The sequence below is a fragment of the Bradyrhizobium sp. sGM-13 genome, assembly GCF_018398875.1.
GTDB lineage: Bacteria > Pseudomonadota > Alphaproteobacteria > Rhizobiales > Xanthobacteraceae > Bradyrhizobium.
Genome location: NZ_JAGWDK010000047.1, coordinates 1 through 19,827, shown reverse-complemented (window position 1 = coordinate 19,827; position 19,827 = coordinate 1). Strand labels below are relative to the sequence as shown.

Genomic DNA, 19,827 nt, shown 5'->3' with positions numbered 1-19,827 from the left:
GCCACAAGGTGCTGGGAGTTCCGGGCCGGTCGGCCGCCTACGCTGCCGCCGCTCACCGGATGATCTTTGCGACGAATCTCGAACGTGATTTCCGCCACCATGGGCATTAGGTGGCTATCGGGTATGGGGGTGTCAAGTCACGGAAAATGACCGCAAATTGCGGATCAGACGCGCGAAAAACGCTTACGCCACAGCGGCCGCCGAAACGCTCGGCAGCCGCGCTATTGTGAGTGCTGAGTTCTGGCCAGCGCGATGGTATCAGGCGCTGGCGCTGCTCTCGACGGCCCGGTCCGAACGGTCCGCATAAATGTAGAGCGGACGGGCAGTTCCCTCGACAACTTCGCGCGAGATCACAACCTCTTCGACGCCTTCCAGGCCCGGCAGATCGAACATGGTCTCGAGCAGGATGCTTTCGAGGATCGAACGCAACCCGCGCGCGCCAGTCTTGCGCTCGATCGCCTTGCGGGCGACCGCGCCAAGCGCCTCGTCGGCGAAGGTGAGTTCGATGTTCTCCATTTCGAACAGCCGCTGGTATTGTTTCACCAGCGCGTTCTTCGGATCGGTCAGGATCTTCTTCAGCGAGGTCTCGTCCAGATCCTCCAGCGTCGCAACCACCGGCAAGCGGCCGACGAATTCGGGGATCAGGCCGTACTTCAGCAAGTCTTCGGGCTCGACATGGCGGAAGATTTCGCCGGTGCGGCGGTCTTCGGGTGCCAGCACCTGGGCGGCGAAACCGATCGAGGTCGAACGCCCGCGCGCGGAGATGATCTTCTCAAGGCCTGAGAACGCGCCGCCGCAGATGAACAGGATGTTGGTGGTGTCGACCTGCAGGAACTCCTGCTGCGGGTGCTTGCGGCCGCCCTGCGGAGGCACGGAGGCGACCGTGCCTTCCATGATCTTCAACAGCGCCTGCTGCACGCCCTCACCCGACACGTCGCGGGTGATCGACGGGTTATCGGACTTGCGGCTGATCTTGTCGATTTCGTCGATGTAGACGATGCCGCGCTGCGCGCGCTCGACATTGTAGTCGGCCGACTGCAACAGCTTCAGGATGATGTTCTCGACGTCCTCGCCGACGTAACCGGCTTCGGTCAACGTCGTCGCGTCCGCCATGGTGAACGGCACGTCGAGAATGCGCGCCAGCGTCTGCGCCAGCAACGTCTTGCCCGAACCGGTCGGGCCGATCAGCAGGATGTTCGACTTCGCGAGTTCGACGTCATTGTGCTTGGTCTGGTGATTGAGGCGCTTGTAATGGTTGTGAACGGCAACCGAGAGCACCTTCTTGGCATGGCTCTGGCCGATCACGTAGTCGTCCAGCACCTTGCAGATTTCCTTCGGCGTCGGGATGCCGTCGCGCGACTTCACCAGCGAGGACTTGTTCTCTTCACGGATGATATCCATGCAGAGTTCGACGCATTCGTCGCAGATGAATACGGTGGGACCCGCGATGAGTTTGCGGACTTCGTGCTGGCTCTTTCCACAGAACGAGCAATACAGCGTGTTCTTGGAGTCGCTCGTGCCAACCTTACTCATTCCTGTCTCCGTCCGCCGTTCGATCCGTTACCCGATCGACCCATTCCGGCACTGTCACCGGACCTGAAGGTAAATAGAGCAAATTCCGTACCAAAAAAGACCCTAACTCAATTACGCACCGTGCGAATCACGGCTTCTACAATCCCCCGCGATCTTAACGCATCTCACACAGCCAACCATGCTGACACCCGACTATCAAGAATTCGCTAATCGGCGCCGGTTTGGCTACCCGTGACAATACCGTGATTTGTGGCGTTCGCACGGGGAGAAGTTGACGAAATCGACCGAGCGTTGCGGTATTGCCACGCCGCAAAACTGGCACGAAAGCGGAACTTTCGGCCTACACGGGGGCATAGGCGCCGCTTTCGGCCATATTTGCCGATTCAACCAGCCGTTAAGGTCAACGCGGGGTGTCGCTATCCGGTACCTTACGGGACCCTCACCGGCGTCACTTCTTCGGGACGCTTGTCGATCACTTTGTCGACGATACCAAAGTCGTGCGCCATGTCGGCGGTCAGGAATTTGTCGCGCTCCAGCGCGTCCTCGATCGCCTTGTAGGTCTGGCCGGTGTGCTTCACGTAGATCTCGTTGAGGCGCTTCTTGAGATTCAGGATCTCCTGCGCATGCAGCATGATGTCGGTGGCCTGGCCCTGGAAGCCGCCGGACGGCTGATGCACCATGATGCGCGAATTGGGCAGCGAGAAGCGCATGTCCTTTTCACCAGCTGCGAGCAACAGCGAACCCATCGAGGCCGCTTGCCCGGTGCACAGTGTCGATACCGGCGGACGGATGAATTGCATAGTGTCGTAGATCGCAAGCCCCGATGTCACCACGCCGCCGGGCGAGTTGATGTACATCGAGATTTCTTTCTTCGGATTCTCCGCCTCGAGGAACAGAAGCTGCGCGACGACGAGCGTCGACATACCGTCTTCGACCGGACCGGTCAGGAAGATGATGCGCTCCTTCAGAAGCCGCGAGAAAATGTCGTAGGCGCGTTCGCCGCGGTTGGTCTGCTCGACCACCATCGGAACGAGGTTCATGTAGGTTTCAACGGGATCGCGCATGAATCACCCAAGGGTTCGGATAGAGAATAAGCGGGAACGAACATCCATCGGCAAGGCAGGCATGACTGCCGCGCGCGGACGAACGTCCCGTGATGCAGAACTTCAACTCAGCTCACAGATATGAGCCAATTTCCTGGCGACAAGGCCGGCAATTGCGGAGCCGAATGAGAGAAGTTCAAACTGATTCGCAGCCGATCTCATAGCGACGGGTGCCGTCACCACGCCGCTATCGCCGTTCATCATTAATGCCGGCCTGACCAAATCGATCAGGCTGCACTCTTCTCGTCGGCCTCGTCGTCCTTGAACAGGTCCTCGCGCGACACCTTCTTTTCGGTCACGTTGGCGAGTTCGAGGATGAAATCGACCACCTTGTCTTCATAAATCGGCGCACGAAGCTGGGCCAGCGCATTGGCATTGTTGCGATAGTAGTCCCAGACCTCCTTCTCGCGGCCGGGCATCGATCGCGCCCGCTCGATCACCGCGCGGCTGACTTCGTCGTCAGTCACGGTGATCTTGTTCTTCTCGCCGATCTCCGACAGCACGAGGCCAAGCCGCACGCGGCGGTCGGCGATCTTCTTGTACTCTTCCTTGGCCGCCTCTTCGGTGGTGTTCTCGTCGGCAAAGGTCTTGCCGGAGGATTCCATCTCGGCCTTGATCGAGTTCCACATCAGGTTGAACTCTTCCTCGATCAGCGACGGCGGCGCCTCGAATTTGTGGCTGTCGTCGAGACGGTCGAGCAGCGCGCGCTTGACGCGCTGGCGCGTGGCGCCGGCGAACTCGGCAACCAGCCGCTCGCGCGCGGCCTCCTTCAGCTTGTCGAGCGATTCCAGGCCGAGCGTTTTTGCAAACTCGTCGTTGATCTCAGTCTCGCCTGGGGCTTCGATCAGGGTTGCGGTGGTCTCGAACTCGGCCGGCTGGCCGGCGAGCTTCTCGTTGGCGTAATTCTTCGGGAACGACACTTTCAGCGTGCGGGTTTCACCGGCCCCGATGCCGACGAGCTGTTCCTCAAAACCCGGAATGAACTGTCCGGTGCCAATCACGACCTGGATGCCCTCGCCGGTGCCGCCGTCGAACGGGGTGCCGTTAATGCTGCCCTTGAAGTTGATGGTGACGCGGTCACCGGTTTCGGCCTTGGCGCCCTCGGCCTTGGCCGCATAGGGACGGTTCTGGTCGGCGATGCGCTTGATCGCCTCGTCGACCTCGGCGTCGGTCACTTCGACGACCGGCTTCTCCACCGAGAAGGTCTTGAAATCGGCAAGCTGGATCGTCGGCACCACCTCGATCGCCACCGTGTAGGTGAGGTCGCTCTTGCCCGCGAGGAGTTCCTCGACCTCTTTCTGCTCGGTCGGCAACGTGATCTTGGGCTCGGTCGCGAGGCGGAAACCGCGGTCGGTGAAGATCTGCGTGTTAGTGTCGCGGATGGTCTGGTCGATGGTCTCGGCCATCACCGAGCGGCCATATACCTTCTTCAGATGGCTCACCGGCACCTTGCCGGGACGGAAGCCATTGAGCTTCACCTTGTCCTTGAGGTCGACCAGCTTGGCATCCGCCTTGGCATCGAGGTCCGATGCGGGAACGCTGACCTTGAACTCGTGCTTCAATCCCTCGGCGAGGGTTTCGGTGACCTGCATGGTGTCAATCTTCTTCCGCTTGCGCCGGGCCAAGCGGCCGCGGCAGTGTCTAATTTTGTTCGACGCGCAAGCCTTGCAGCCCTGCGCCGGTGGTTCGGCTGACCCTGGCTCCCCCAAAGGGGGAGGCAAGCCCTCCAGTATTCGTCATGCAAACGCTTGGATAGAGCGCTTGGTGCGGGCGGAGGGACTCGAACCCCCACAACTTTCGTCACTGGAACCTAAATCCAGCGCGTCTACCAGTTCCGCCACGCCCGCGTGAAAAGCATCCATACCCGGCCGCGATGCCGCGGGCGGCGGGCTTATAACATGAGCCTACACCTCCGCAGCAAAAAAATGGCCCTTTTTGACAGCCCCGGGGCAAGGCGTCACAGCTAGGACAGGCACATCAGAAAATGGTCCATATCGGTCCGATGGCAAGCCCCAAATCAACGCTAGATCGACGCGAGCTGCTGGCCGGGCTGGGCGCCGCCGCCTTCGCCACGATATGGCCGGATACCGGCGCAGCCCAGGCAAGCCCCCCGCTGACGTTACAGGCCACGCCGGAGACTCTCGCACTCCGTCCGGGCGGTACGGCCGCGCCGGTCTGGTCGCTGCAAGGACCCGATCTCACCTTCAAGCGCGGCGAGACGGCCGAGATCGCCTTTGCCAATGAGCTGCCGGTGCCGGTCGTCCTCAACTGGCGGGGTATGGACGGCATTCCGGCTCACGCACCGCTTACGGCGCGCGCAGCCCTCGCAAGCGGTGGCAAGACCACCTTGCAGCTTCCCCTGCGCCACGCTGGGACCTTCCTCTGCGACTCCGGGCTGCTTGGCGATCGACAGGCACAACCAGCGCGGGCACGGCCGTTGATCGTTCGCGAGACCGAGCCGGTCGCCGTCGACCGCGACGAGGTGCTCCTGATCGAGGACTGGCGGGCAAGGCCCGATGGAACAGCGATCGCGCCGGGAATCGATCCGAAGGACACCGCGCCCCTCCATACGATTAACGGCCGGACTTCGCTCGAACTCTCAGGTCGCACCAACGAACGGATCAGGCTCCGCATCATCAGCGGCTGCCAACGCTCTGTTATGGCTATCAAACTGGAAGGGCTCGAGGTCCGGGTCATGGCCATCGACAGCCAGCCATCGGAGCCGTTCCAGGCCCGCAATGGCGCGCTGGTACTGGCGCCGGGCGGGCGGGTCGACGCCTTCATCGATTTGACCGCTCCGGCCGGCACGACCCATGCAATCCTGCTGCATGATGGCAAGGAAGCCCGCCCGATCGGCAAGCTTGTGGTCTCCAGCGAACCGCCGGCCCGCGCGGCCCCGCTGCCACCCGCCCCGCCCCTGCCCTCCAACGGCCTGCCCGAGCGGCTCGACCTCAAGGGGGCGATCCGGATCGATGTTGTGCTGGGCGGAGCTTCCGGCGACTGGATGACGCCAGCCAATTTTGCCCTGAGTGCCCCGCCCGCCTTCCGCGCCCGAAAAGGCCGCACCGTGGTGCTGGCCCTGACCAACCGCGCCGCGATCGCCACCGTTTTCCACCTCCACGGTCATCACTTCCGCCTGCTGGACCGGCTCGACGACGGCTGGAAGCCGTTCTGGCTGGATACGCTGGCGATCGAGCCCGGCCAGACGCAACGCATCGCCTTTGCCGCCGAACATGCCGGCCGCTGGCTGATCGAATCCGTCGCCACCGACTGGGCGGCACCGCACCTGGTGCGATGGTACGCAGTCGAGTGAGGAGCACGCCATGAGCAAGCCGGTTTCCGCCATCCGCAGCGTCAAGGCGCGAGCGCTCGTCGTGCCGCTCGCCCGCCCCGTGAAGAACGCCTTTGGCGTGATCGATGCGGGTCCGCTGGTCCTGATCGATGTCGAGACCGATCGAGGCGTTACCGGCCACTCCTACATTTTCGCCTACAGCAAGCTGACGCTGAAGCCACTGGTGCACCTGATCGAAGAGATCGGGCGCGAACTCGTAGGCCAGCCGGTTGCGCCCTACGATCTGATGGCGGCGATGGACGCAAAATTCCGCCTGCTCGGCTGGCAGGGCCTGGTCGGCATGGCGGTGTCGGGCCTCGACATGGCCTATTGGGACGCGCTCGGCCAGTTGGCCAAAAAGCCGGTGGTTGAACTGCTCGGCGGCTCGCCAAAACCGATCCGGGCCTATGACAGCTATGGCGTGGTCGATCCGGTGGCGGACGAAAGAGCGCTGCGCCGCTCGCTCGAACAGGGATTTCGCGGCATCAAGATCAAGGGCGGCGACGGCGATGCCGCCAACGACGAGCGCGTGGTCAAGGGCGTGCGCGCCCTCATCGGCCCCGACATCGCGCTGATGATCGACTTCAACCAGTCGCTCGATTCCGCAGAAGCCGCGCGCCGGATCGCTCGCCTCGCGCCCTACGATCTGCACTGGATCGAAGAACCCGTGCCGCAGGAAAACCTCTCGGGACACGCCAAGGTCCGCGAGACTTCGCCGACGCCGATTCAGGCCGGCGAGAACTGGTGGTTCCCGCGCGGCTTTGCCGAAGCGATCGCGCTAGGTGCCAGCGATTTCATTATGCCCGATCTGATGAAGTGCGGCGGCGTCACCGGCTGGTTGCAGGTCGCCGCTCAGGCGCACGCCGCCAACATCCCGATGTCGAGCCATCTCTTCGCTGAAGCCAGCGCCCACATGCTGGCGGTGACGCCAACCGCGCACTGGCTCGAGTTTTTGGATTTCGCCAGCGTCGTCCTCGCCCACCCGGCCGATATCATAGACGGCACGGTAACGGCGCGAGGCCCCGGCCTCGGGCTGGAGTGGAACGAGACGGCAGTGGCGAAGTATTTGGTGTGACTTGTTGGCGCGTAGGATGGGTGGAGCGAAGCGATACCCATCATCTCTCCGCGTAGGGATTGATGGGTTTCGCTTCGCTCCACCCATCCTACGATCTAATACTCAATCCCGAACTCGTCATAGACCCGGCGGAACACCGCGGGCAGCACTTCCGAAAGGTCTTCCGCGATCAGGCCCGGCCCCGCCTCGCCCGCGGCTTCGCCGTGCATCCAGACGCCGATGCAGGCGGCTTCATAGGCCGGCACGCCTTGCGCCAGCAGCCCCGCGATCATGCCCGCCAACACATCGCCGGCTCCTGCCGTCGCGAGCCAGGGCGGCGCGTTGGAGGCGATGCTGGCGCGCCCGTCGGGCGAAGCCACCACCGTGTCCGGTCCCTTCAGCAGCACCACCGCGCTCGAGCGCTGGGCGGCGTCGCGCACCCGCTCCAGCTTCGAACGGCCGGGGTGCTTGTTGCTGATATCGCTGAACAGGCGCGGAAACTCTCCCTCATGCGGGGTCAGCACGACCTGCGGATCCTCGCTCGCCCTGATCTGCTCAAACAGCCGCTCCGGCGCTTCGGCAAAACTCGTCAGCGCGTCAGCGTCGAGCACGAGGCCCCGTTTCGTCGAAAGCGCCGTGTGAACGAGATCGCGCGTCCGCGCGCCGATGCCGGCCCCCGGCCCGATCACGATCGAATTGAGCCGCCTGTCGCCCACAAGGTCAGCGAATTGGACCACGTTATCGACGGGGCGAACCATCACCGCCGTCAGCGCCGCGGCATTGACGGCGAGCGCATCGCGCGGCGAGGCCACGGTGACGAGGCCGGCCCCTGCCCGCAACGCGCCACGGGCCGCCAGCCGCGCCGCTCCGGTCGACGCCAATTCCCCCGACAGCACGACGGCGTGGCCGCGGGCATATTTGTGGCCGTCGATAGAAGGCACCGGAAACGATTTTCGCCAGCTCTGCGGAACGTTCTCGAACGTCTGCGGCCGGATCTCCTCAAGCACATGCGCATCGATGCCGATCTCGGCGACGCGCACGCGGCCGCAATGCTTGCGCCCGGGCATCAACAGATGCGCTGGCTTGCGGCGGAAGAAGGTCACGGTTTCGGCGGCGTTGATTGCTGCGCCCATCACCGCGCCCGTGGTGCCGTTGATGCCGCTCGGCAGGTCGACGGCCAGCACCGGCGCACCGTTGGCGTTGATCGCCTCGATCATCTCGAGCGGATCGCCCTTGATCGGACGATGGAGGCCTGCGCCGAACAGCGCGTCGATGATCAAGGCTGGCTTGCCGATCGCCTGTGGGTTGAAGGGCAGCACCGGATATTTCCAGCCGCGCGCGGCGAGCGCGGCATCCCCCTGCAGGCTGTCGCGCTCGCACAGCAGGATGACGGAAACCTCGCGCCCGCGTGCGGCGAGTTCGGCGGCCGCCACAAAGCCGTCGCCGCCATTGTTGCCGCGGCCGGCGACCACGACGATCGGCCCCTCCTCGACGAGATCCATCGCGGCCTCCGCCACGGCCTGACCGGCGCTCATCATCAGCGCGAAGCCGGGCGTTCCGCCGGCGATCGTCAGCCGGTCGGCCCGCTCCATCTCGGTCGTGGTCAAAACTTCCATGCCGAATCCTCGATCCATCCGCCTTTTCTGAAGGCATATTCCCGTGGTGCCCGTGGCCATGCCTCGCCTCGTTTGCACACGAAATGACCGATTTGCCTATTTTGTAAGCTTCGCTATCATGCGAGCCGCCGGTAGACCTCTTTCACTTGCCTGTTAAAAGTCTGATAACGTTCCGAAATCAGCCGCATTAACAACTTGGCATAGACCCTGCTTTTGAGGAAGCCGGTTGGAAAGCCGAGCTCAGGATCGTCGCAGTCAGCGGCAAATTATGAGCAGTCCCGGCTTTGCAATCAGTAACAGTTCCGGCTTTGCCGGATGCAAGGATCAAACCAGACGGCGCCGGGTAAGTTCACCAGGCTGCGACATCGAAGCTATCTGCACTCTGCAATTTGGAAATGCCCGGGAGGCGCTCAGTGAAGAAGATTGAAGCCATCATCAAGCCATTCAAGCTCGACGAGGTGAAAGAGGCGCTTCAGGAAGTCGGACTGCAGGGCATCACGGTTACCGAGGCCAAGGGGTTCGGCCGGCAGAAGGGACACGCCGAGCTCTATCGCGGTGCGGAATACATCGTGGACTTCCTGCCCAAGGTGAAAATCGAGATCGTGATTTCGGACGAGTTGGTCGAGAAGGCGATCGACGCGATCCGCCGCGCCGCCCAGACCGGGCGCATCGGCGACGGCAAGATCTTCGTCTCCAATATCGAGGAAGCGATCCGGATCAGAACCGGAGAATCCGGGCTGGACGCTATCTGAGCCGGGTGCTATCCGAAAGTTTGCGACTGAAAAACAAGAAAAGGGCTGCTTCCGCGGCCTGATTTCGTTCGCGGTGTCCAATCGATCGTCTGCGAAATGTCGCGCTCCGGAAACCGTCCGTAAGCCAAAAGGGGTATTCATGAAGACCGCTAAAGACGTCCTGAAATCGATCAAGGACAACGACGTAAAATACGTCGATCTGCGCTTCACCGATCCGCGCGGCAAGTGGCAGCACGTGACCTTCGACGTCAGCATGATCGAAGAGGACACCTTTGCCGAAGGCCAGATGTTCGACGGCTCCTCGATCGCCGGCTGGAAGGCGATCAATGAATCCGACATGTGCCTGATGCCCGACCCGGTGACCGCGACGATCGACCCGTTCTTCGCCGAGACCACCATGGTCATCGTCTGCGACGTGCTGGAGCCGACCACCGGCGAGCCCTACAACCGCGATCCCCGCGGCATCGCCAAGAAGGCCGAGGCGATGGTGAAATCGTCTGGCGTCGGCGACACCGTGTTCTTCGGCCCCGAGGCCGAGTTCTTCGTGTTCGACGACGTGCGCTACCAGACCACCCCCTACAACACCGGCTTCAAGCTCGATTCCTCGGAACTGCCGATCAATTCGGACACCGAGTATGAGGGCGGCAATCTCGGCCACCGCATCCGCACCAAGGCCGGCTACTTCCCGGTCCCGCCGCAGGACTCGGTGCAGGACATGCGCTCGGAAATGCTCGGCGCAATGGCCAAGATGGGCGTCAAGGTCGAGAAGCATCACCACGAGGTCGCTTCCGCCCAGCACGAGCTCGGCATGAAGTTCGACACCATGACGCTGATGGCCGACCAGATGCAGATCTACAAATACTGCATCCACCAGGTCGCCCACATCTACGGCAAGACCGCCACCTTCATGCCGAAACCGGTCTACGGCGACAACGGCTCGGGCATGCACTGCCACCAGTCGATCTGGAAGGACGGCAAGCCGGTGTTCGCCGGCAACAAATATGCCGACCTGTCGGAAACCTGCCTCCACTATATCGGCGGCATCATCAAGCACGCCAAGGCGATCAACGCCTTCACCAACCCGTCGACCAACTCCTACAAGCGCCTGGTCCCGGGCTATGAAGCCCCCGTGCTGCTCGCCTACTCCGCGCGCAACCGCTCGGCCTCCTGCCGCATCCCGTATACGGCGAACCCAAAGGCCAAGCGCGTCGAAGTCCGCTTTCCCGACCCGATGGCCAACCCCTATCTCGGCTTCGCCGCGATGCTGATGGCCGGCCTCGACGGTATCAAGAACAAGATCGATCCGGGTCCGGCGATGGACAAGGACCTCTACGATCTTCCGAAGGAAGAGCTGAAGCAGATCCCGACCGTGTGCGGCTCGCTTCGCGAGGCGCTGGAAAACCTCGACAAGGACCGCGCCTTCCTCAAGAACGGCGGCGTGTTCGACGACGACTTCATCGACAGCTTCATTGAGCTGAAGATGACCGAAGTCGAGCGCTTTGAGATGACCCCGCATCCGGTCGAGTTCGAGATGTATTATTCGCAGTGATCGTTGGCGGGATTTCCCGCCGGCGTCACTCACTGCCCGAGAAATGCGAAAGGCGCTCCCGGAAGGAAGCGCCTTTTGTTTTTTTGGCGGCCATTTCCGCTCCGGACTTGAAGTTGCCCGCCCTCGCCGAATGCCGGCACAGCATTTCGCAGCTTGAACCGTTCGGCAGACGTGATCGTCTACGAGTGCAGCGGTCTGATGTTCTGATTCACGCAGAAGAAGTTTGTCGGGTCATACTTGGCTTTCAATGCAACAAGACGATCGTAGTTGTCGCCATATGTTGCTTTGAGCCTACTGTCGTCCCCATCGTCCATCATGAAATTCACATAGCCACCGTCAGCCGAGTATGGATGTACGGCCTCCCAATAGCTTTTGGTCCAGCGGGTGATTTCGCCCGCCTTTTGCGGATTGGGATCGATGCCGGCGATGACCATCGACCAGGTCGCGTCGCGCGTATTCCAGGCAGTGTCGCTCTTGCCGATGCGACGGACAGCGCCATCGATCGGATAAAGATGCATGAGCGAGAGCGCGCTCGGCAGTTTCTGTGCCTGGGCGATATGGGCGTCAATCGCTTCGTCAGTCAGTTCTTTCACGAAATCGCCGCGCCAGTACCATTGCAGGCCTTTTGGAAAGAAAGGATCGAACATGGACTGGAGAGCCGGATAAGGCATTTCGCCCATCCAGTTGAAGAGCGGCGGGGGTAGCGTTCCAAGCAACTTGGCCATGACCGCCTGGCCGTCTTCTGTCGGACCATTGTAGCAGGCGATGATGGCGCAGGCGCGCTTACCCTGATGCTCGGCCGGGAACGGGTCTACCGGCGGAACGGTCTTCAACCCGACAAAGGCCCCAAGCTCTTCAGGAGCACCAGGCAGGAAATCCCTGTACGTCTGCATGACAGTCCGGGCATCTTTGAGATCCCAGAAGATTGGACCGGCATAGACCATGTTTACCGGATGAGCCTGGAACAGGAAGCTCGTAACAATGCCGAAATTGCCGCCGCCTCCGCGCAGGCCCCAGTAGAGGTCAGCGTTCTCAGATTTATTGGCGGTGACAATGCGACCATCGGCGAGCACGACATCCGCCTCGAGCAGATTGTCGATGGTGAGGCCATGCTTGCGGGTGAGGTATCCGGTGCCGCCGCCGAGGGTGAGGCCGGCGATCCCGGTCGTCGAGACGATACCCGCCGGCACTGCTAGCCCGTACACATGTGTGGCGTGGTCGACATCGCCCTGCGTGCAGCCGGGACCGACGCGCACAGTACGGGCGGTCGGATTGACCCGCACGCCCTTCATCATGGACATGTCGATCATCAGCCCGTCATCGACACTGCCAAGGCCCGGCCCGTTGTGTCCGCCTCCGCGGATCGCAACCTTAAGGTCGTTCTGGCTTGCAAAATTGACGGCGGTTACAACGTCAGCGACGTCGGCGCATCGCGCAATCATTTCCGGACTCTTATCGATCATCCCGTTGTAGAGGCTGCGTACGGCGTCATAGTCGGCGTCCGTTCGCCTGATGACGGGGCCGCGCATGTTGCCGATGAAGGTTTCAGTGGCCATGGCTTGCATGATCTCCTCCTCTTTCACACAATGATCGGCCAGTTGAGCTAGGTGCGGCTTAAGTGGGAGTTACGCCGTCCCAGCTCCAATCGCTTGAAAGCCAACTGAACGCTGTGCCCGCGCGAACGACATGGCCAATTCCGGGGAACGGGAGATGGTAGCTCGAGACCATCACCTTCTCACTCGCGCATCGGTCGAGGAAGGCTCGGCGTGTCTTCGCGCCTTGGTCAAGATCCAAGTCGAACCCGCCGCGCCAGTCGGGGTGCTGGAAGGCGACAGCGCGGTTCCCAACAACGTCTGCCGTGCAGAGAAGCTGGTTAGAACCAGACGCGATCTGCACCGACGTGTGCCCCGGCGTGTGCCCTGGCGTGGCTATCGCCGTGATGCCCGCGACCACCTCGCCGTCCGGCTTCACAGTCCGGATGCGATCCTTGATCGCCGCGAGTGTTTTCATGTTCTGGCCGTAAATGTCGCCCCAAACAGCATGACTTGCCAACGGGTGGTCGGGCTGCATCCAGAAGTTCAGTTCCGCTTCGCCGATCACATACTCGGCGTTTGGAAACGTCCGTTCGGTGTCACTCGCGTCAGCAACCCCCCACAGGTGATCGGGATGGGCATGTGTGATCAGGATCGTATCGATCTCCTCCGGCTTGATTTCGGCGGCCGCAAGGTTCTGAAGTAGACGGCCGGCGGTTGGCTGCATCTTTCCGCGGGAACCTGCGTCGATGAGCACAAGGCGATCGCCCGTGTTCACGGCCAACACATTCACCTGGAGTGTAGACTTGTCCGTGGGCTGGAAATCCGACGCAAGAACGGCATCGCGTTCCGCTTTAGGCGCTTCTGACCAGAGCGCCTCCGCTGGAAAGGCAATTGTGCCGTCGCTCACGACCGTGAGTTGGAACTGTCCGAGACTGAACCGGTAGAATCCTGGCACCTGACTTTTTGAGACTGGTGCGCGAGCCTGGACACCACCTCCATTCCATGACCCGCACACGAGGCCAACCACAGCGCCCCCGGTAGCTCCAAGGAAATGACGACGATCAAGCGACATCTTATCCTCCCTTGAACGGTGTTGACCGCGGGACGGCAGACTTCGCTAACGATGCAGGCCGCTCCGCGAGAGCAGTCCCACTCGAGTTTATGATTTTTCCTTTAGCCCAATGGTGCTCGTTATTTTAGCACAATGGTGCTCGCACTAAACCTGCTTCGACACTCGCTCCGATCAATTCTTCATCAATGCGTCGGTTAGTTTTGAAACGGGAAGGTCGCTAAATTGCACCGCCATCCTGGAGGCCCGTCCAGACCCGAACCAGTGGCGGAGATTTCTGGACCACGGAAGTATGCTGCGGGGCATATGTTCGGATCCCATTGCGGCGTGGTGGCGTCAGGATCACGCGGCAGATTTGGTCTTTGCCTCGCGTCGCCTGTCAATGGCTGGCCGTTGCCGGCGGGATCTCCGGTCGACGGCGAGCAAGCGCAGGCAAGCGATCCACGCGTAGTGTCCCATTCTCTGCTAAACTTCGCAACGGGACTGGCTGGCGGAGCGTCGCGGAATGGACGTCGCGCAGTGGCTTGAAGATCTCGGCCTTTCCAAATATTCGGCGCTGTTCCGCGAGCAGGCCATCGATGCTGACGTGCTGCCGTCGCTCACGGACGCCGACTTCGAGAAGCTTGGTCTGCCGCTCGGACACAGAAAAAAGCTGCTAACGGCGATCGCTGCCCTGGAGGCGGCGCCGTCGTCCACCGCCGCAATCCGACGGCCGTCGTACGCGGAACGCCGCCAGCTCACTGTGATGTTCGTCGACCTTGTCGGCTCGACGTCCCTTTCCGCGCGGCTCGATCCTGAGGACATGCGGGAGACGCTGACTGCCTACCAGAACGCTGTCGCGGGCGAGATCGCACGCTTCGAGGGACACCTTGCCAAGTTTATGGGTGACGGCGTGGTGGCTTACTTCGGCTGGCCGCGCGCGCACGAGGATGAGGCTGAGAGGGCGGTGGCTGCCAGCCTCGCGACTGTCGAGGCCGTGGACCGCCTGCGGTCGCCAGACGGCCGCCCGCTTGCCGCGCGGGTTGGGATCGCAACAGGGCTCGTCGTCGTAGGTGATCTCCTCGGCACTGGCGCCGCGCAGGAGGAAGCGGTCGTCGGCGACCCCCCGAACCTCGCCGCCCGCCTGCAGGCCGTAGCCGGGAGCGGCGAAGTCGTTGTCGCTGAGCAAACACGGCGCCTGATCGGCGGGCTGTTCGAGCTCGAAGACCTCGGACCGCGCGAACTGCGGGGCTTCGCAGAACCGATCAACGCTTGGCGGATCGTCCGCAAGCGCACAGCGGAGAGCCGCTTCGAGGCACTCCACACAGCTGGTCTGAGCCCGCTCGTTGGGCGTGAGCAGGAACTCGGACTTCTCCTCGGGCGCTGGCACCTCGCTAGGAACGGCGAGGGTCAGGCGCTGCTTCTCGCCGGGGAGGCCGGAATCGGCAAGTCGCGACTCATCGAGGCGCTCCGAGAGCGGATCGCGGACGAGCCGCACACTCGAATCTCCCATCGTGCCTCGCCATACCACGCCAATACCGTGCTTTGGCCATTCATCGATCAGCTTGAGCGAGCGGCGGCGTTCGAGCGTGACGACACGCCTCCGATGCGGCTCTCCAAGCTCGTTTCTTTGCTTGCACAAGGGACCGACGATCTCACCGAAGCCGTTCCACTTATCGCGGCTCTCCTCGACATACCGACGGACGGTCGATACCCGCCGCTCGACCTCATGCCGCAGACCCAGAAGCGCAAGACACTAGAGGTGCTTCTCGCACAGCTCGAAGGGCTGGCCCAGCGACGGCCGGTTCTCTCAGAGCTTGAGGACGCGCACTGGTTCGATCCAACATCGCTCGAGCTCCTCGGGCTGATCCTAGAGCGGGTCCAGCGCCTGCCGGTGCTCGCAATCATCACGTTCCGGCCGGAGATGACGCCGCCCTGGCCGTCCTTCCCGCACGTAACGGCCTTGACGCTTAGTCGCCTTGCGCGCCGGGCTGCAGCAACTCTTGTCGAGCAAACGTCAGGCGGGCGCCGCCTTTCTCCGGCAGTGGTGGACGAGATTGCCGCGAAGACCGAGGGCGTTCCGCTGTTCATCGAAGAACTCACCAAGACCGTGTTGGAATCGGGCATGCTGCGCAATACGCCCGAGGGTCTCGCGCTAGGCACATCGCGTGGCGCGCTTGCCATTCCGGCGAGCCTGCAGGACTCTCTCATGGCCCGGCTAGATCATTTGGCTTCGGCCAAGGATCTGGTCCAGGTCGGCGCCGCCATCGGCCGTGAGTTCACCTACGAGCTCCTCGATGCAGTCGCTGGACGAGAACCGGCCGATCTCGACCAGGCACTCGCCCGGCTTGTGAAGTCGGAGCTCATCTTTCAGCGCGGCACGCCACCCGAGGCTGTCTATACGTTCAAGCATGCGCTGGTTCAGGACGTGGCCTACACCTCGCTGCTCAAGAGTCGACGGAGCGAGCTCCACGGTCGGATTGCCGCCGTCCTCGAGGCGCGGTTCGCCGATCTTGTCTCGCGTCAGCCCGAGCTCCTTGCGCACCATCTCACAGCAGCCGGGCATGCCGATCGGGCGATCGACTTTTGGTTACAGGCGGGACAGCTAGCGGCTGGCCGATCGGCAAACAAGGAGGCGATAAGTCATCTGACCACGGCCCTCGAGATGCTCGGGAACCGCCCGTCCACCGATGAACAGTTACGTCGCGAGCTTGAAGTGCAGATTGCGCTGGGTCCCCCGCTGACCGCAACAAGAGGCTTTGCCGCTCCAGAGGTCGAGACGGCGTACGCCAGAGCGGAACATCTGGCGCGACGGTGCGGACACCGTCGCCATCTCGCCAGGGCATTGCGCGGCCTTTGCTATGTGCATCACGTACGCGCTCACATCCTGCGCGTGAGCGAGCTCTGCTCCGAGCTCGTCGAGCTGACCGAGCAACGCGACGATCTCGTGATGCAGGCCGACGCGCACAATGCCTTGGCGTTCAATCTATTCCATCAGGGCGACTACCGATCGGCGCGCGAGCACTTGGAGATCAGCAGTGCAAAGATCGTGCAGGCCGGCGATCCCGCCAATGCGTTGTCGAGCGGCGTCAACATTCACGTCTTCGGCCGCGCCTATACCGCTCATGTCGACTGGCATCTTGGGTTCGCGGACGCCGCGCTTCGGGCGGCGCAGGATGCGATCGATCTGGCCCATCGACTCGTTCATCCGTTTAGCTTGGCAGTGGCGCTCGCCTACGTTGCGATGCTGCACCAGTTCCGTCGCGAGCCGACGGAAGTCCGCGCCCGTGCCGACGCGGCCCGCTCAATCTGCAACGAACACGGGTTCAGCTATTATGGCGCCTGGGCCGCGATCATGAATGGCTGGGCTGTCGCCGAAGACGGCGACGTCGAGGACGGTATTGCACGCGTTCGCGCCGGCGTGCGGGACCTGCGGGCCACCGGCGCTGAGCTGCGTTTACCGTATTATTTGGGAATCCTTGCCGACCTTTACCGCCGAGCGCAACGGCTTGAGGACGCGATCGTCACTCTCGCCGAGGCCCGCGCGGCCGCCGAGCGCAATGAGGAGCATTGGGCCGACGCCAGCCTGCACCTGCTCGAGGGCGATCTCGCTCTGGCAACCCGCGACCAAGCGGAGGCGGAACGCTGCGTCCGGCGCGCCATGGAGAGCGCGCAAGTCCAAAATACCCGCGCGCTTCTCCTGCGAAGCAGTACAAAGCTCGCTCGCCTTCTAGCGGAGGGCGATCGGCGAGCGGAAGCCAACGATGAACTCGCCAAGGTATACGGCTCGTTCACTGAGGGCTTCGAAACCGTCGATTCCCGCGAGGCCAGGGCGGTTCTCGATGGAATTTGACAACACTTGGAAAAATCGCGCGTAAGAAATCCCGTCTACATTCACATCACGTTTCTTGTCCGGGACCTTGGGTGCGGCAGCCCAAGGGGTCCAAGCGCAGGACCGATGCCGAGACGCTCGGCTTCAGCCAACAGGTCATCAAGAAGGTCAGGCGTTTCGGTCGTCTGTACTCGAGCCAACTGCCGCCGCGAATTCAGCTCATATGGCCGCAAGCGATGGGGCCATTAAGGAAGGGAACCTCGCAATGTCGCCGCGCGTTGAGGGGGTCCACCACAATGCGTCGAAGGAGGACGCCGCCCATGAACGAAGCAACCCTGAATAGAACAATTTTAAATAGTGTCGCAACCACATGCGCCGCCCTGGCGCTCGCCCTTGCCGCGGCTCCGGCCACGGCTCAGGACACCGGGCGGACGAGAGTCGGCACGCTCACCTGCAACATAGCGCCCGGTGTCGGCCTCGTTGTCGGGGGGCAGCGGCAACTGAGCTGTATCTATGCGTCAGCGAGAGGCAGGGGGCGCGAGGCTTATCAGGGCACCATCAGCACGCTTGGCCTCGACATCGGCGCCACAACCGGCGGCCAGTTGGCCTGGGCGATTTTTGCGCCGACCACGCTGCGCCGGGCGGCATTGGCGGGAACCTATACGGGTGCGACCGCCGGCGGCACGGTCGGCGCCGGAGCGAGTGCCAACGTCCTGGTTGGAGGCTCGGACCGCACGGTAATGATGCAGCCGCTATCCGTGCAAGGGCAGACAGGCGTGAATATTGCCGCAGGCGTATCCACAATGGAGCTGCGGCCGGCCGCTGCGCCCGCGCGCCGCGCGCCCCAGTGACGACATCATCGCTGGTGAACTAGTCGGCCGGCTTGGCGCCGGGATCATTGCCACAAGATGCGAAAGGCGCCTGCATTCGGGCGCCTTTTGTTTTTGCGGCAGTGCCCGCCATTACGTTGCAACCAGCACCTGCGCTGTTGACGCTCGCTCGGATGTGTCATGGGCCAACCGCCACAGCAGACGAGCCGCGAACAGCGGTAGGATGAATAGCGCACTGGGAATATGCGCAAAGCCCAATGGAAACATCAGAATGGGCAACATCCATAGCGCTAGCGAAAGGCATTGATCGGCAAAGGTCTCGTTTCCGCGCTGGCGCAAGAGCGCAACAATCCATCCGAACACGACCATGTCGTAGTTCGTTATCCAAGGCAAAACCAGGAAAGTCGCGGTGACGAAGAGCGCTTGTGAGAGCACCGGATCCCGCTTGCGCCAGAACGTCCAAACAACCGCGCCAAAAGCGCAGGCCGATATCACCGCTTGGACCACCCAGGCAAAATTATCCGACAGGCCGATAAGGCGAGCGTTGACAAAAGCTGAGGCAACGATCGGCCAGCCCTTGATACCGGCGACGTTGAGTAAGTCATGCTGTTGCGGTGCTACCTTCTGCCAATACTGTATCCAGATATCCGGCCCGAACCATATTGCAGTCGCGGCGACGAGCAACGCCGTTGTAGCGACCGCTGAGCTAATGACACGCCAGTATCCGCCCAATACCAACAATACCGGAAGCAGTAGCCCAAATTGCGGCTTGATAGTCAGGATACCGAACAGGATTCCTGCGATGACCGGTCGCCGATCGAGATTTGCCAGTCCGCCGATCAAAAGCGCAGCTGTCAAAAATCCATTTTGGCCCAAGAACACGTTCACGGTGACAGCAGGCGCGACCGCCAGAAATAACCAGTATTTTCGGTCGACGCCACTCGCAACCGCCGCCCACACATAGAGCGCGAGCCCGACTGCGCACCAAACGATGTAGGAAGGCAAAAAGCCTAGCAAACCAAAGGGCCAAAGAAGGAGCACAATATGCGGAGGATACGACCAATACATTGGTGCCAAATCGGAGATACCGGTCACCTTCACCAGTGCAGCCATGTAGACGTCGGAATCAAACCAGTCCGCAGGACCGCTCGAAAACATCGAGCGGCCGCCCATCCAAGTGTTAAGAAAATCCCGACCGACCGGAAAACCGCCCGGGTCGAGGATGAAAGTTGAAAACGACTGATCCGCCGCTAGTTTGAAGTCCAGCGCGACGATAAAGACGAGGATAGCCGCAGCCGCCGCGGTGAATACCGCATAAACCTTCTCAGAGACCGAAGCACGTGCCTGGTGGCCCAACGTTGTCATGGCCGACCAGTACAACTGTAAAGTAAAGGATCTATTCACGAAATAGCCAGCGACTAGCCACGATCGTCGCGCATTCGCGCGACCCGCTGGCTTATGCGGGTTACAGATTTGCCTGTGCGCACTGCAAGCTGATTTGCTTTGCGCACAAGCCCGTTGCAGCGACCTGCGACACGATGGCACGACGGGCAAATCACTTCTGATTTTCAGAAATCGTGTCAAGCCCCGGAATCAAAAATATTCCGCTTAACGCGAGGGGCAAATCAGTCGCATAACTCCGCC

At 62.0% G+C, this 19,827-nt stretch carries 13 protein-coding genes and 1 tRNA gene; 6 read left to right on the top strand and 8 right to left on the bottom strand.

The features are described 5' to 3' along the window. Positions 1-258: 258 nt before the first annotated feature. The 4 genes from clpX to KJQ96_RS34525 all read right to left on the bottom strand — a co-directional run bounded on the left by clpX (position 259) and on the right by KJQ96_RS34525 (position 4,483). On the bottom strand, positions 259-1,533 hold the full coding sequence (gene clpX / locus KJQ96_RS34540; RefSeq protein WP_028345767.1) for an ATP-dependent Clp protease ATP-binding subunit ClpX: 1,275 nt from the start codon (positions 1,531-1,533) through the stop codon (positions 259-261). 428 nt (positions 1,534-1,961) lie between these two features. Beyond that, the gene (locus KJQ96_RS34535; protein WP_057844270.1) at positions 1,962-2,597 is read right to left on the bottom strand and encodes an ATP-dependent Clp protease proteolytic subunit; all 636 of its coding nucleotides are present in this window, start codon (positions 2,595-2,597) and stop codon (positions 1,962-1,964) included. A gap of 266 nt (positions 2,598-2,863) precedes the next feature. Next, positions 2,864-4,228: a trigger factor gene (tig, locus tag KJQ96_RS34530; protein WP_213290705.1), complete on the bottom strand. Its 1,365-nt coding sequence runs from the start codon at positions 4,226-4,228 to the stop codon at positions 2,864-2,866. 170 nt (positions 4,229-4,398) lie between these two features. Next, positions 4,399-4,483: transfer RNA gene (locus KJQ96_RS34525), tRNA-Leu, on the bottom strand. Between the two features lie 137 nt (positions 4,484-4,620). Here KJQ96_RS34525 and KJQ96_RS34520 point away from each other — a divergent pair. Both KJQ96_RS34520 and KJQ96_RS34515 read left to right on the top strand, forming a co-directional pair. After that, positions 4,621-5,949, top strand: a complete 1,329-nt coding sequence (locus KJQ96_RS34520; protein WP_213290704.1) for a multicopper oxidase family protein — start codon at positions 4,621-4,623, stop codon at positions 5,947-5,949. Positions 5,950-5,959: 10 nt separating this feature from the next. Beyond that, positions 5,960-7,042, top strand: coding sequence for an enolase C-terminal domain-like protein (locus KJQ96_RS34515; protein WP_213290703.1), 1,083 nt, complete (start codon positions 5,960-5,962; stop codon positions 7,040-7,042). 95 nt (positions 7,043-7,137) lie between these two features. Here the strand turns inward: KJQ96_RS34515 and KJQ96_RS34510 are convergent, their stop codons facing one another. After that, on the bottom strand, positions 7,138-8,637 hold the full coding sequence (locus KJQ96_RS34510; protein ID WP_213290702.1) for an NAD(P)H-hydrate dehydratase: 1,500 nt from the start codon (positions 8,635-8,637) through the stop codon (positions 7,138-7,140). Between the two features lie 413 nt (positions 8,638-9,050). Between KJQ96_RS34510 and KJQ96_RS34505 the strand changes: the two genes are divergently transcribed. Together KJQ96_RS34505 and glnA are read left to right on the top strand one after the other, a co-directional pair. After that, the gene (locus tag KJQ96_RS34505) at positions 9,051-9,389 is read left to right on the top strand and encodes a P-II family nitrogen regulator (protein WP_027537227.1); all 339 of its coding nucleotides are present in this window, start codon (positions 9,051-9,053) and stop codon (positions 9,387-9,389) included. Positions 9,390-9,528: 139 nt separating this feature from the next. Further along, positions 9,529-10,938 (top strand): type I glutamate--ammonia ligase, encoded by a 1,410-nt coding sequence (glnA, locus tag KJQ96_RS34500; protein WP_028345760.1) that lies wholly within the window; start codon positions 9,529-9,531, stop codon positions 10,936-10,938. A gap of 179 nt (positions 10,939-11,117) precedes the next feature. On the opposite strand, the gene KJQ96_RS34495 is transcribed toward glnA, so the two are convergent. Next, positions 11,118-12,503, bottom strand: a complete 1,386-nt coding sequence (locus tag KJQ96_RS34495) for an FAD-binding oxidoreductase (RefSeq protein WP_213290701.1) — start codon at positions 12,501-12,503, stop codon at positions 11,118-11,120. A gap of 49 nt (positions 12,504-12,552) precedes the next feature. Beyond that, entirely contained in the window at positions 12,553-13,545 is a 993-nt protein-coding gene (locus KJQ96_RS34490) for an MBL fold metallo-hydrolase (protein ID WP_213290700.1), read from the bottom strand. A 502-nt stretch (positions 13,546-14,047) separates the two neighbouring features. On the opposite strand from KJQ96_RS34490, the gene KJQ96_RS34485 reads away from it, so the two are divergent. Both KJQ96_RS34485 and KJQ96_RS34480 read left to right on the top strand, forming a co-directional pair. Next, positions 14,048-17,374 (top strand): AAA family ATPase, encoded by a 3,327-nt coding sequence (locus KJQ96_RS34485; protein WP_213290699.1) that lies wholly within the window; start codon positions 14,048-14,050, stop codon positions 17,372-17,374. A gap of 299 nt (positions 17,375-17,673) precedes the next feature. Continuing rightward, positions 17,674-18,204, top strand: coding sequence for a DUF992 domain-containing protein (locus KJQ96_RS34480; protein ID WP_213290698.1), 531 nt, complete (start codon positions 17,674-17,676; stop codon positions 18,202-18,204). A gap of 111 nt (positions 18,205-18,315) precedes the next feature. On the opposite strand, the gene KJQ96_RS34475 is transcribed toward KJQ96_RS34480, so the two are convergent. Beyond that, on the bottom strand, positions 18,316-19,587 hold the full coding sequence (locus KJQ96_RS34475) for a glycosyltransferase family 87 protein (protein ID WP_213290697.1): 1,272 nt from the start codon (positions 19,585-19,587) through the stop codon (positions 18,316-18,318). Positions 19,588-19,827: the final 240 nt, after the last annotated feature.

Bases quoted from the DNA above. Each gene is read 5' to 3' on its own strand.
- clpX (WP_028345767.1), bottom strand. From the start codon at position 1,533: ATGAGTAAGGTTGGCACGAGCGACTCCAAGAACACGCTGTATTGCTCG.
- KJQ96_RS34535 (WP_057844270.1), bottom strand. From the start codon at position 2,597: ATGCGCGATCCCGTTGAAACCTACATGAACCTCGTTCCGATGGTGGTC.
- tig (WP_213290705.1), bottom strand. From the start codon at position 4,228: ATGCAGGTCACCGAAACCCTCGCCGAGGGATTGAAGCACGAGTTCAAG.
- KJQ96_RS34520 (WP_213290704.1), top strand. From the start codon at position 4,621: ATGGTCCATATCGGTCCGATGGCAAGCCCCAAATCAACGCTAGATCGA.
- KJQ96_RS34515 (WP_213290703.1), top strand. From the start codon at position 5,960: ATGAGCAAGCCGGTTTCCGCCATCCGCAGCGTCAAGGCGCGAGCGCTC.
- KJQ96_RS34510 (WP_213290702.1), bottom strand. From the start codon at position 8,637: ATGGAAGTTTTGACCACGACCGAGATGGAGCGGGCCGACCGGCTGACG.
- glnA (WP_028345760.1), top strand. From the start codon at position 9,529: ATGAAGACCGCTAAAGACGTCCTGAAATCGATCAAGGACAACGACGTA.
- KJQ96_RS34495 (WP_213290701.1), bottom strand. From the start codon at position 12,503: ATGCAAGCCATGGCCACTGAAACCTTCATCGGCAACATGCGCGGCCCC.
- KJQ96_RS34490 (WP_213290700.1), bottom strand. From the start codon at position 13,545: ATGTCGCTTGATCGTCGTCATTTCCTTGGAGCTACCGGGGGCGCTGTG.
- KJQ96_RS34485 (WP_213290699.1), top strand. From the start codon at position 14,048: ATGGACGTCGCGCAGTGGCTTGAAGATCTCGGCCTTTCCAAATATTCG.
- KJQ96_RS34480 (WP_213290698.1), top strand. From the start codon at position 17,674: ATGAACGAAGCAACCCTGAATAGAACAATTTTAAATAGTGTCGCAACC.